General features: G+C 66.0%; 9 protein-coding genes. 4 read left to right on the plus strand and 5 right to left on the minus strand.

Features of this window, described 5'->3' with window-relative positions; all coding sequences use genetic code 11:
• Window positions 1–53 precede the first annotated feature (53 nt).
• Complete coding sequence (locus DIZ22_RS02035; protein WP_048937745.1) at window positions 54–1,067, plus strand: 2-hydroxyacid dehydrogenase; 1,014 nt, start codon at window positions 54–56, stop codon at window positions 1,065–1,067.
• Here DIZ22_RS02035 and DIZ22_RS02040 read toward each other — a convergent pair.
• Together DIZ22_RS02040 and cysS are read right to left on the minus strand one after the other, a co-directional pair.
• A complete protein-coding gene (locus DIZ22_RS02040) occupies window positions 1,048–3,936 on the minus strand; it encodes a CHAT domain-containing tetratricopeptide repeat protein (RefSeq protein ID WP_048937744.1) in 2,889 nt (962 codons plus the stop codon). The genes DIZ22_RS02035 and DIZ22_RS02040 overlap by 20 nt on opposite strands.
• Before the next feature lie 63 nt (window positions 3,937–3,999).
• Window positions 4,000–5,514 carry a cysteine--tRNA ligase gene (gene cysS / locus DIZ22_RS02045; protein WP_048937743.1) on the minus strand — a complete coding sequence of 505 codons (1,515 nt, stop codon included), beginning with the start codon at window positions 5,512–5,514 and terminating at the stop codon, window positions 4,000–4,002.
• An 85-nt stretch (window positions 5,515–5,599) separates the two neighbouring features.
• On the opposite strand from cysS, the gene DIZ22_RS02050 reads away from it, so the two are divergent.
• From DIZ22_RS02050 to DIZ22_RS02060, 3 genes are all read left to right on the plus strand, one after another.
• On the plus strand, window positions 5,600–6,361 hold the full coding sequence (locus DIZ22_RS02050; RefSeq protein WP_048937742.1) for a MerR family transcriptional regulator: 762 nt from the start codon (window positions 5,600–5,602) through the stop codon (window positions 6,359–6,361).
• A 251-nt stretch (window positions 6,362–6,612) separates the two neighbouring features.
• Window positions 6,613–7,305, plus strand: coding sequence for a Bax inhibitor-1/YccA family protein (locus DIZ22_RS02055; protein ID WP_037517646.1), 693 nt, complete (start codon window positions 6,613–6,615; stop codon window positions 7,303–7,305).
• A 2-nt stretch (window positions 7,306–7,307) separates the two neighbouring features.
• Window positions 7,308–7,589, plus strand: coding sequence for a zf-TFIIB domain-containing protein (locus DIZ22_RS02060; protein WP_122927874.1), 282 nt, complete (start codon window positions 7,308–7,310; stop codon window positions 7,587–7,589).
• 154 nt (window positions 7,590–7,743) lie between these two features.
• Here DIZ22_RS02060 and DIZ22_RS02065 read toward each other — a convergent pair whose 3' ends face one another.
• The 3 genes from DIZ22_RS02065 to DIZ22_RS02075 form a co-directional block, all read right to left on the minus strand.
• Window positions 7,744–8,037, minus strand: coding sequence for a GIY-YIG nuclease family protein (locus DIZ22_RS02065; protein ID WP_122927875.1), 294 nt, complete (start codon window positions 8,035–8,037; stop codon window positions 7,744–7,746).
• 109 nt (window positions 8,038–8,146) lie between these two features.
• Window positions 8,147–10,945, minus strand: coding sequence for a DNA polymerase I (gene polA, locus DIZ22_RS02070; RefSeq protein ID WP_048937740.1), 2,799 nt, complete (start codon window positions 10,943–10,945; stop codon window positions 8,147–8,149).
• 47 nt (window positions 10,946–10,992) lie between these two features.
• Window positions 10,993–12,084 carry an FUSC family protein gene (locus DIZ22_RS02075; protein ID WP_048937739.1) on the minus strand — a complete coding sequence of 364 codons (1,092 nt, stop codon included), beginning with the start codon at window positions 12,082–12,084 and terminating at the stop codon, window positions 10,993–10,995.
• Window positions 12,085–12,121: the final 37 nt, after the last annotated feature.

Here is a 12,121-nt window from a genome sequence, read left to right on the forward strand (position 1 = left end):
GCTCAGTATATGCCGCGGCTTGACGATGGCGGGCGGGCGGGCACTATGGCGCCATGCGCATCGCGATCTTCGGCACCAAGGGCTATGACCGGCATTTCCTGTCGGCCGCCAATCAGGGACATGAACTGCATTTCCTGGAACCCAGGCTGGACGCGGATACCGCGAGCCTGGGCGAAGGGTTCGAGGCGGTCTGCGTGTTCGTCAACGACCGGCTGGACGCGGCCGTGCTGGCCAAACTGGCGGCCGGCGGCACCCGGCTGATCGCGCTGCGCTGTGCCGGCTATAATAATGTCGATCTTGTCGCGGCGGCGGAACTGGGGCTGACGGTGGTGCGGGTGCCGGCCTATTCGCCCCATGCGGTTGCGGAATTCACCGTCGCGCTGCTGATGGCGCTCGACCGGCGCATCCATCGCGCCTGGGCGCGGGTGCGGGAAAATAATTTTGCGCTCGACGGGCTGATCGGCCGCAACCTCCATGGCCGGGTGGCGGGCGTGATCGGCACCGGGCGGATCGGCGCGCTGGTCGCCCGCACGCTGAAGCTGGGCTTTGGCTGCGAGGTGCTGGCGAGCGATGTGGCCCAGGATCCCGAATTGCTGGCGATGGGCGTGCGCTACATGTCGCCACGCGACCTGCTGGAACAGGTCGATATCGTCTCGCTCCATTGCCCGCTCACCCCGGATACGCGCCATATCATCAATGCCGACGCGATCGGCCGGGCGCGCGATGGACTGGTGATCGTCAATACCAGCCGCGGCGCGCTGATCGATACGCAGGCGCTGGTGGCGGGGCTCAAGTCGCGCAAGATCGGCGGCGTCGCGCTCGACGTCTATGAGCAGGAGGCGGACCTGTTCTTCGAGGATCTGTCCAACGAGATCATCGAGGATGATCTGTTCCAGCGGCTGCTGACCTTCCCCAATGTTTTGGTCACCGGGCATCAGGCATTCCTGACCGAAGAGGCGCTGGCGAGCATCGCCGAGACGACGATGACCAATATCAGCGATTTCGCCGCCGGTCGTCCGCTCGCCAACCGGGTCGATCCGCAAGCGGCTATTGCCCCACGAGGATGAACGGCGCCCAGACATAGGGCTGCACCGCGTCCGGCTTGCCGGACCGGATCAGCTTCAGCATCGCCCGTTGCAACGCCACGCCGCGATAGGCGCCGCGCCGGTTGGCCTTGACCGTCTCGACCGTGATGAAGGTGCCGGCATCGTCCCGCACCGGCCAGTGCGACACCAGCAGGGCGCCGGCACCGGCATAGCGGAACGCTTGGGCCAGGCCGGAATAGGTCTGGGCCTGGGCGCTGCTGCCGGCGGCGGTGTTGCACGCGGACAGGATCACCCAATCGGCGCCGATCCGCATCTGCGCCACTTCCGATGCGGTCAGCAGCCCGTCATTGCCGGAATCGATGTCCGGTGGCGAAAGCAGCAGCGCTGGTTCGTCCAGCCCCTCCATCTGGCCGCCGACCAGCCCGTGGGTGGCGAACAGCATGACCGAATAGGGGCGCAGGTCGCTGGTGCGCAGGATCGCCTCGCTGGCATTCGCGCCGATCAGCAACCGGGCATGATCGGGGCCGAAATAGCGCGCAACCGATCGCAATTCCTCGGCCGATCCGGGCAGGGGCGGCAATTGCGCCAGCGTGGCCACGCCGCCGCCGCGTTGCTTGAGGGCGATCGCCTGCGTCTCCTGCGAAAAGGGCAGGGGCGCGCCGATGCCCAGCATCCGGTCATCCTGCGCCGCCAGCTTTTGCGGCACGACGGGGCGGAAGCCGCTGTCGATCCGCAGCGCATAGCGCCGGATCAGCCAGGGCGTGTTCCGGTCGATATGCTCCACCGGCTTTTGCGGCAGCATGGCAAAGGGCAAGGCGGCGAAAGCGCCGGTCGGCACGACCCGCAGGCGTGGCGCCTTGCCCAGCGCGGCTTGGACATCGGGCGTGAAGATCTGGGTGTAGAGGATATGGGCGCCGTCCTGGTCGAAGCCGGTGGCGCTCAGCGATGCGCGCAAGCGCGCGATCCGGCCGACCAGATCGGCGCGCGTCTCCTGCGCCCGGATGATGGCGGTCCGTTCGCGGCTGACGGCCAGGATATAGACGCCGTCAAAGGCAGGCGTCACCGCCAGCAGCGCCTCGTCCGTCGCCAGATTGGCGCGCAGCGATGCCAGGTCGGGCAGGGCGCCGCCACGCGCCTCCAGCCATCGGGGGAAGTCATGGGCGATGGCGGTGCGGTCGGCATTGACCTCTTTTGCCAGGGTCGCGCGATTGGCGCGCGCAGCCGCGAAGCCTTCGTCGCGGGCGAGCGCCTGCAGCAACAGGCTGTCGGCGGCCTGCAGCGCGCGGGTCCGGTCCTGCAGCGCGCGGACCCGGTTGCCCAGTGCGGGGTCGTCCACCATCCGCTGCGCGACCAGATGATTGGCCTGGACGATACCCGATCCGGCAAGCAGCGCCATCGCGTCCATCGCCAGTCCGGCGTCGTGCGCCTGTGTCGCGATCGCCAGCACGCTGTCCAGCGCGGCGCGCTGATCCTCGGTCAGGGCGCCGTCCTCCTGCAGGCTGAGGCTGGTGCGCAGCAGCGCGATCAGCCGGCAGGCCGCATCGACGCTGTCGCCGCCATTGGCCCAGGCGGACAGCATGCCGGCATTGGCGATGGCGAAGCCCGGCAGATTGTCGAGTTCACGGGTCTCTCGGTCGAAATCGGCGGCGGCGGCGCGCGCTTCGTCCATCCGGCCGGCCTGGATCAGGGCCGGGATCAGAAAGGGATAGACGCGCTGCCCCATGTCGCGATCCTCGGCGCTGCCGGTGCGGCCACGCGCCAGCGCGGTCTGTAGCCGGCTGATCGCTTCTTCTCTGCGTCCCTGGGCGAAAGCGGCGACGCCGGCAAAGGCCAGCGCGCGTGCGGACTGCGGACTGGTGTCACCTTCGATGTCGCGAAAGCCGCGCTCGGCCTCCAGAAACAGCGGTTCGGCCTCGTCATAGCGTTCCAGCGGCAGCAGCAGATTGCCGAGATTCTGCAGCGCGAAGTCAAAGGCCAGGCTCTTCGTGCCGCTGGTCTCGCGCTTGATCGCGATCGATCGTTCCAGATAGGCGAGGCTTTCGTTGCGCCGCCCGGTGCGCGAGAGCAGCAGGCCGAGCGCTTCGAGCGCGCGGGCATAATTGGGATGCTTGCGATCGACATGGTCGGTCGCGGTATCCACCGCCAGACGGGCATAGATTTCCGCCTCGGCATCGCGATCCGCGCGCGAGAGCATCTGCGCATACATATAATAGGCGCCGACCGCGTCCGCGCTGTTCTGGCCGCTGGCGGCGACCCGCGCCTCCATGCTGCGGCGTTGCGCCTCGACCGCTTCGCTGTTGCGGCCGAGACGGGACAGCGCCTGGGCATGGGCAAAGGCGATGTTGGACTTCAGCATCATCGCCGATTCATCCAGCGCCTTGGGATCGGTGCGGGCGAAATAGCCGTCGATATAGCGGCTCGCTTCGGCCAGCGTCTCGACCCCGGCGCCGATCTGGTTCAGAGTGACCTGGACATAGCCTTTGATCGACAGGCCCTGCATCCAGTAGATCGGATAGGCGTCGCGGAAGGGCGACAGCAGGGCAAGGCCGCGGTCCGCATGAGCGAGCGCGTCGGGGTTGCGGCCGTCGATCTGGTCCATCGACGACAGGTTGATGAGCGCGACCCCCGCCAGCGGATGGGCCTGGCCCTGCACCTTGCTGTGGGATGCCGCCGTTTCGAGCGCTGTCCAGGCGTCGCGTGTCTTCTGCGACATGGACAGGGCATAATCGTCGCTCTCGAACAGCGCGTCGGCCTTGTCCTCCAGCGCGTAGAGCCGGGCATAGTGCGGATCATCAGTGCGGAAGGCGGGCGACGGGGCGGCGGCAGCGGGCAGCAGCGCGGGGCCGGCCAAGGCCAGCAGAAACGCGCCCGCGCGCGCGGAAAACAGCATGATGCGCCCCACTTTTCTCGACCCGATACCGTCTTGGGTCGAACCCAGGACGGCGTCAAGTCATCAGGCCAGTGTCAGGCGCCAGTCCCAGCGCAGCGGATCGCCGTCCATCACTTCGACCCCGCGCGCGATCAGCGCGTCGCGTATCTCGTCCGACAGGGCGAAATCCTTTTCGGCGCGGGCGGTGGTGCGCCGTTCCAGTTCGGCCTCGATCTCCTCGGGCGTGATCTGCGCATCCTTGGGCTGCACCCGCAACTCGGCGCGGGTGAGGTCCAGCAGACGCAGGCCCAGCGCCTGGTCGAAGGCGGCGATCAGGCAGAGCTTCTCGTCGACCGGCACCTTTTTCATGCTGATCGCTTCCTCCAGCAGCGGCAAGGCGCGGGGCGTCATCAGGTCGTCGGCGATCGCTGCGTCGAACTGCTCCAGCAGCGGCACCAGCTTGGGGTGGAGATTGGCACGCAGATAATCGAGCGTGACCGACTGCCAGGTGATGCCCTCGGCCCGGCTTTTCAGCCCCTCGACACCCATGACCAGCCGCTTGAGGCGGGTCAGGGCGGCGGCGAGATTGTCGGCGCTGAACTCCAGTTCGCTGCGATAATGGGCGCCCAGGCACAGCAGGCGATAGGCGATCGGATGCACGCCGGCATCGACCAGGCTGAACAGGGTGGTGAAGCCGCCCTTCGACTTCGACATCTTCCCCTGCCGGTCGACCAGGAAATTATTGTGCATCCACCAGCGCGCGCCGGTGAAGTCGGGCTGCGTGTCGGTGCAGCCGCAATAGGCCTGGTTCTGGGCGATCTCGTTGGGATGATGGATCTCGCGATGGTCGATGCCGCCGGTATGGATGTCGAACGGCTGGCCGAGGCGCGCCTGGCTCATGACCGAGCATTCCAGGTGCCAGCCCGGCGCGCCCTTGCCCCAGGGGCTGTCCCATTCCATCTGGCGTTGCTCGCCCGGCGGCGACTTGCGCCAGATCGCGAAGTCGGATGCGTTGCGCTTGCCCGCCACCGGATCGATGCGGGCATGGGCAGCATCGTCGCGACCGCCGGCCAGCGCGCCATAATTGGGCACGGTGCTGCTGTCGAAATAGAGGCCGCTGTCCAGTTCGTAGCAATGCGCGTCGGCGATCTTCTGCGCAAATTCGATCATCTGCGGCACATAGTCGGTCGCGACCGTCCATTCGCTGGGCGCCATGATGTTGAGGTCGGCGATATTGGCCTTGAATGCTTCGGTATAATGGGCCGCGATGTCCCAGATGCTCTTCGCGCTGGCGCGGGCGGCGGCCTCCATCTTGTCGTCACCGGCATCGGCATCCGACGTCAGATGGCCGACATCGGTGATGTTGATGATCTGGGTGACGTCCAGCCCCTTCCACAGCAGGGTCCGGCGCAGCGTGTCGACGAACACATAGGCGCGCAGATTGCCGATATGGGCATAATTATAGACGGTCGGGCCGCAGCTATAGACGCGCGCATGGTTGGGCTCGATCGGCGCGAACGGCTCGATCGACCGGGTCAGGCTGTTGAACAGGCGCAGGGGCGCGTCGCTATGCTGGTCTTGGCTCATGGCGCCAGCCATGTCGCGAGACGGCGCGATCGTCAACGGGTCGGACACCGCAAAAAAGCGCTTGAACTTGACCTTGGGTCAAGCAGTAGCAAGGGGCATGACCGATATGTTGGATATTGCTGCCGTCGCCCGCGCCACCGGCCTCACCAGCCGGGCGCTGCGTTTCTATGAGGCGCGCGGGCTGGTCGCGCCGCTGCGCACCGCGTCGGGGCGGCGCCTGTTCGGTCCGGCCGAGCTGGCGCGGCTGCATGAATTGCTGGCGCTCAAGCGGGCGGGGCTGAGCCTTGCCCAGATCAAGACATTATTCGACGGCCGGCCGATCGACCTTGGCGCGCTGCTGCGCGCGCAGGTCGCGGCGATCGACGCGCAGGCGCAGGAACTGGCGCAGGCGCGCAGCCATCTGGAAATCGCCTTGTCCCGCATCGACCGTGGCGAGCCGCTCGATGCCGCGACTCTTTGCTCGCTGATCCGCAGTGGAGAAAGCATGACCATGCAAGAAGAATGGAAGGCGGTCAGTGGCCGCTATATCAGCGCCCAGGCCGAGGCCGATTTTGCCGAGACGATGCCCAACATGCCGGCCGATTTCGATCAGGCGGCCTATAGCGCGCAATGGGCCGACCTCACCGCCCGGATCGAGGCGGCACTGCCGCTCGACCCGGCGAGCGCGGCGGCAGGGGCCTTTTATGACGAATGGCAGGCGCTGCTCGCGCCCTTCACCGCCATCGCCACACCGGCGATGATGGAGGGGGTGACGCGCATGTACGATCATGTCGACGAGTGGAAAGACGAGCGGCAGCCGCCCTTCGCCTCGGAAGTGTGGGATTTCATCCGCAGCGTCGGCGCGGCGCGGCAAATGTAATAAATTGTTGCTTGGGCGGTGGCGCCTTGCGCGATCGTCCGGGCGACCCGATATTGGCTGTGCGGACCGGGCCCCTCTGGCGACATGGATCTCTTCCCCCTTGATCCAGGTCGCGATGTCGGACCGCATCGGGTGCGCCCGGTGCAGGTTTTGTGGCAATTCCCCCCTCTTTTTGCCGCAGGAGACCGCATCGGGCTCACTCGAACCACATTTATGATGGAGTGAGTGAAGCCGTGAACAATCCCGTACGCATGCCGGGCTATGGTGCCAGCCAGACGGCGCAGACCGATGCTGGCCTGCGCGCGCACATGCTCGGCGTTTTCCGCAACATGGGCATCGGCCTGGTCATCACCGGCCTGGTCGCCGCCCTGGTCGGCAACACCCCGGTGCTGGCTGCCGCCATCTTCGGCACGCCGCTGAAGTGGGTCGCGATCTTCGCGCCGCTGGCCTTTGTCTTCTTCTTCAGCTTCCGCATCGACAAGATGACGACGGCTGGCGCACGCACCGCCTTCTACGCCTTCGCGGCGGTGATGGGCGTGTCGCTGGGCAGCGTCTTCCTGGTCTTCACCGGCGGCAGCATCGCCCAGGCCTTCTTCTCGGCGGCGGTGATGTTCCTCGCCATGGCGCTCTGGGGCTATACCACCCAGCGTGACCTGACCAAGATGGGCAGCTTCCTGATGATGGGCCTGATCGGCATCGTCGTCGCCAGCCTGATCAACATCTTCATCGGCTCGTCGGCCATGGCGATGGTGATCTCGATCATCGGCGTGGTGGTCTTCACCGGCCTCACCGCCTGGGACGTGCAGCGCATCAAGTCGGAATATTTCTACTATGCCGGCCATGAGGTGGCGCAGAAGATGCAGGTGATGGGCGCGCTGTCGCTCTACCTGAACTTCGTCAACCTGTTCCAGATGCTACTGAGCCTGACCGGCGAGCGCGAATAAGCATGCGGGACCAGGCCACCGTGTCGTCCATGCTCTGCCCGGTCTGTCATGTGGGGCTCCACATGAGCGACCGGCAGGGGGTGGAAATCGACTATTGCCCGCAATGTCGCGGCGTCTGGTTGGACCGGGGCGAACTCGACAAGATCATCGAGCGTTCCGCTCAGCCGGCTCCGGCCCCCGCCGCGCCGCAGATGAGCTACCGCCCGGACCGCGAATATCGCGACGACGGGCGGGGCTATCCCAAGAAGCGCAAGAAGAGCTTTCTGGAAGAGCTGTTCGATTGAGAAAAAGGCCGGTCCCGATGGGACCGGCCTTTTTCGTTGGAAGGGGGAAGAAGAGAGATCCCAGCCTGGGCTGGGATGACGGCAGTGGATAGTGGTTCCTATACTCCGTCATGCCAGCGAAGGCTGGCATCCCACTTCCTTCTGGCGCCGCGCTTCAGTCCATGTGCAGCGTATCGAATAAATCCTGCCATTTGGGATTGATGCTTTCGATCAACTGCACTTTCCACTCGCGCTTCCACGCCTTCATCGCCTTTTCTCGGGCGATGGCATCGATGATCGCTGCATGCCGCTCGGCATAGACCAGGCGATCCAGACCATATCGGCGACAGAAGTCCGAACCCGTCCCGTCGCGATGCTGCATGGTTCGATGCGGCAGGCTGGATGTCACGCCAATATACAACACGCCATAAGCGCGGTTCGTCATGATATAGATCCAGCCGCCCGTCATGGCCGTGATGCTGCGTCAAAAGGCATTGGGATGCCAGCCTTCGCTGGCATGACGGGGAGTGGAGGGTCACAGCCCGGTCATGCCAGCAGATGTTGGTATCTTGGATTTTTTAGTGCGCCGCGCCCCAGCTTGGGCCGGTGCCGATTTCCACGCCTAGCGGCACGGACAGGCTGACCATCGGTTCGGCCGCGCTCTCCATGACCTGGCGGATCACTTTGCTCGCCGCCTCGACATCGGCTTCGGGCAGTTCGAACACCAGTTCGTCATGCACCTGCAGCAGCATGCGCACGCGCGGCAGGCCGGCGGCCTCGAGCGCCGGGCCCATGCGCGCCATCGCCCGCTTGATGATGTCGGCGCTGGTGCCCTGGATCGGCGCGTTGATCGCGGCGCGTTCGGCGCCCTGCCGTTCGTGCTGGACCGGTGCCTTGATGCGCGGGAACCAGGTCTTGCGGCCGAACAGGGTTTCGGTGAAGCCGTTGGCGCGCGCTTTCTCCAGTGTCTCGTTGATATAGACGCTGATGCCGGGGAAGCGCTCATAATAGCGGCTGATCATGTCCTGCGCCTCGTCCGCGCTGATTTCCAGCCGGCCGGCCAGGCCCCAGCGCGAAATGCCGTAGAGGATCGCGAAATTGATCGTCTTGGCGCGGCCGCGCGTGTCGCGATTGACCTCGCCGAACAATTCCATGGCCGTGCGGTTATGAATATCCTCGCCCTGTTCGAACGCGTCCTTGAGCGCGGGCACGTCGGCCATGTGCGCGGCCAGACGCAGTTCGATCTGGCTATAGTCCGCCGCCAGGATGACATTGCCGGGTTCGGCGACGAAGGCATGGCGGATCTGCCGGCCGATCTCGGTGCGGATCGGGATATTCTGCAGATTGGGATCGGTCGAGGACAGGCGGCCGGTCTGGGCGCCGGTCAGCGAGTAGCTGGTATGAACCCGGCCGGTGTCGCGGTTAATCTGCTGCTGCAGCGCGTCGGTATAGGTCGATTTGAGCTTGGAAAGCTGGCGCCATTCCAGCACCAGCCCGCAAATGGCCGAGCCTTCCGCCTTGAGCTTCTCCAGCACGGTGACGTCGGTGGAGTAGGTGCCGCTCTTGCCCTTCTTTCCCCCTTTGAGGCCCATTTCATCGAACAGCACGACGCCCAGCTGCTGCGGGGATCCGATGGTGAAGGGATGGCCGGCGAGTTCGTGGATTTCGGCTTCAAGGCCGGCGATCGACTGGGAGAAGCTGCCCGACAGGCGGGACAGGGCTTCGCGGTCGACCTTGATGCCCTGCCGCTCCATGCCGGCCACCACCGGGATCAGCGGCCGGTCGACCAGCTGGTAGACCCGCGTTGCGCCTTCGGCCGGCAGACGGCCCGAAAGCTTGTGCCACAGGCGCCAGGTAACCTCGGCATCCTCGGCGGCATAGGCGGTGGCCTTGTCGAGCGGCACATGGGCGAAGCTGATCGCCTTCTTGCCTGTGCCGGTCACTTCCTTGAAGCTGATGCAGGTGTGATTGAGGTGGACGCTCGCCGCCTCGTCCATGCCATGGCCGCCCAGCGACTTGCCGGCGTCGAGGTTGAAGCTCATCACCATCGAATCGTCGATCGGTGTCACCTCCAGCCCGACGCGAGCCAGGACGTTGAGGTCATATTTGATATTATGGCCGACCTTGAGCACCGCATCGTCGGCGAGCAGGGGCTTGAGTAACCGGATGGCGTCATCGAGCGCGATCTGCTGCGGCACTTCGCCGAACATGTCGTCGGCGGAGCGATGGGCGAGCGGGATGTAGCAGGCACGGCCGGGGCCGGTGGACAGGCTGATGCCGACCAGGCCCGATTCCATGCTGTCGAGCGCATCGGTCTCGGTATCGACCGCGACCACGCCCAGCGCGCGGGCTTCGTCGATCCAGACCTGCAGCGCCTCGACCGTGGTGACGGTTTCATAGAGGGCGCAGTCGATCGGCGGATGCTCGACCTCGATCACCGGGGGGGGCGGTGGCGTGTCGGCGCTGCCGGTCGCAGCGGCCGTGCTGGCGACCGCAACCGTAGCGGCCGGCGCGCCCAGGCGGTTGAGCAGGGTCTTGAAGCCATGGTGCGACAGGAAGGCCTGCAACGGCTCCTTGGGAATGCCCTTCAAGGTCAGGTCGTCCAGCGGCTCGGGCAGGTCCATGCTGTCATGCAGCGCGACCAGCCGGCGCGACAGGCGCGCCATGTCGGCATGGGCGATGAGGTTTTCCTGCATCTTCGACTTCTTCATCGCGGGGGCCGCATCCAGCGCCGCTTCCAGCGTGCCATATTCGGTGATCAGCTTGGCCGCGGTCTTGGGGCCGATGCCCGGCACGCCCGGCACATTGTCGACGCTGTCGCCCATCAGTGCCAGCACGTCGCCCAGTTGCTCGGGCAGCACGCCGAACTTTCCCATGACATAGTCGGCGCCGCGCCGCTCATTCTTCATCGTGTCGTACATGTCGACGCCGGGCTGGATCAGCTGCATCAGATCCTTGTCGGAACTGACGATGGTGACATGCCAGCCGGCGCGCACGGCGGCCTGGGTGTAGCTTGCGATGATGTCGTCCGCCTCAAACCCGGCTTCCTCGATGCAGGGGAGCGAGAAGGCGCGGGTGGCGTCGCGGATCATCGGGAACTGGGGGACCAGATCCTCGGGCGCGGGCGGCCGGTTCGCCTTATACTGGTCATACATGTCGTTGCGGAAGGTGTGGCTGCCCTTGTCCAGCACGACGGCCAGATGGGTCGGGCCTTCCGCTTTGCCCAACTCCTCGGCCAGCTTCCACAGCATGGTGGTATAGCCATAGACCGCGCCGACCGGCTGGCCATGCTGGTTGGTGAGCGGCGGAAGCTGGTGATAGGCGCGGAAGATATAGCCGCTGCCGTCGACCAGATAGAGATGATTCTGCTGAGACATGGGGCAGGGGATAGCGGGGATTGGCCCGCCGCTCCAGTGCCCGACGCTTATACGCCGCCGCTCTCGCCGCCGGCCGGGGCGGTCGCGTCGTCGGCGCGCCGGCCGCGCAGCATATGGCCAATCAGCAGCACGGGCATCAGCACGGCCATGCCGATGAAGATCGCCATCAGCCGCTCGACGCCCGGTTCCAGCACCAACTGGTCATAGCGGTCGGGCACCAGCATCACCAGCACCGCCAAAGTGAACTGGGTGCCGACATAGCGATGGGTCGGATCGCCATTTTCCAGATGCCGGCCCAGCATCACGCCGATCGCGGTGGCGACCAGCAACAGCGCCATATTGTCGGCGCCCGCGACCAGGAAGAAGGCCGCGAACAGGGCGCCGCCGATGCAGCCGATCATCCGTTGGAATATGCGCTGGCTGACCGGGGCGAGGCCGCTCGATCCGATGCCGGTGACCGGCAGCAGCATCACCGCCATGATCATGATCGCGCCCTGCGCCAGCGCGGGCACCGGGATCCAGGCATTGAGCGCCACCAGCAGCGCCAGCGCCACGCCGGCCTGCAGCGCATGGCGCAGCGAATCCCCGTGCCAGCCCGCACCGGTCGCGGCGGGCGTGCGCTTGGCCGGCCAGCGGCGGCGCAGGGTCAGGGTGGAGGCGAGGCTGACGATCAGGCTGGCGGCGATGCCGGCCAGCGTTTCGAGCACGCGGGTCTGGACGAATTCGGGCAGGGCGATGGCGGGGTGCTCGATCTTGTCGAGCACGACCATCGCATAGGTCAGGCCGAAGAAGAGCCAGGCATAGGAACGGCGCGAGGTGATCGCGGCATAGAGGCTGATCGTCCCCATCAGCGCCAGCGCCGCCGCAGCGGCGGGCCAGTAGCCGACGATAAAGGGGGCGCTGCCCAGCGCGATCAGGCCGCCCGCGACCGTGCCGATAATCCGCAGCACGCCGCGCGCCAGCGTTTCGGCGGCATGGCCACGCATCACCATATAGCCGGCAAAGGCGGCCCAGGAGACATGGGTGGCGCCGAGCAGATGGGCGAGCAGGATCGCGCCCAGCACCGACAGCGCACATTCCAGTTCATCGATGGTGCGCGGCGTCACGCGGTCGAGCAGCGAGGAAAAGGGGCGCGGCATAGGGACTTAGTGCCGCAGCGGGGCAGTAAAGGCCAGC

It is taken from the genome of Sphingobium sp. LF-16, assembly GCF_003711185.1.
GTDB classification, from domain to species: Bacteria; Pseudomonadota; Alphaproteobacteria; order Sphingomonadales; family Sphingomonadaceae; genus Sphingobium; species Sphingobium yanoikuyae_A.

Excerpts from the sequence above, each read along its gene's own strand:
- DIZ22_RS02035 (WP_048937745.1), top strand. The coding sequence starts at position 54 with ATGCGCATCGCGATCTTCGGCACCAAGGGCTATGACCGGCATTTCCTG.
- DIZ22_RS02040 (WP_048937744.1), bottom strand. The coding sequence starts at position 3,936 with ATGCTGTTTTCCGCGCGCGCGGGCGCGTTTCTGCTGGCCTTGGCCGGC.
- cysS (WP_048937743.1), bottom strand. The coding sequence starts at position 5,514 with ATGGCTGGCGCCATGAGCCAAGACCAGCATAGCGACGCGCCCCTGCGC.
- DIZ22_RS02050 (WP_048937742.1), top strand. The coding sequence starts at position 5,600 with ATGACCGATATGTTGGATATTGCTGCCGTCGCCCGCGCCACCGGCCTC.
- DIZ22_RS02055 (WP_037517646.1), top strand. The coding sequence starts at position 6,613 with ATGCCGGGCTATGGTGCCAGCCAGACGGCGCAGACCGATGCTGGCCTG.
- DIZ22_RS02060 (WP_122927874.1), top strand. The coding sequence starts at position 7,308 with ATGCGGGACCAGGCCACCGTGTCGTCCATGCTCTGCCCGGTCTGTCAT.
- DIZ22_RS02065 (WP_122927875.1), bottom strand. The coding sequence starts at position 8,037 with ATGACGGGCGGCTGGATCTATATCATGACGAACCGCGCTTATGGCGTG.
- polA (WP_048937740.1), bottom strand. The coding sequence starts at position 10,945 with ATGTCTCAGCAGAATCATCTCTATCTGGTCGACGGCAGCGGCTATATC.
- DIZ22_RS02075 (WP_048937739.1), bottom strand. The coding sequence starts at position 12,084 with ATGCCGCGCCCCTTTTCCTCGCTGCTCGACCGCGTGACGCCGCGCACC.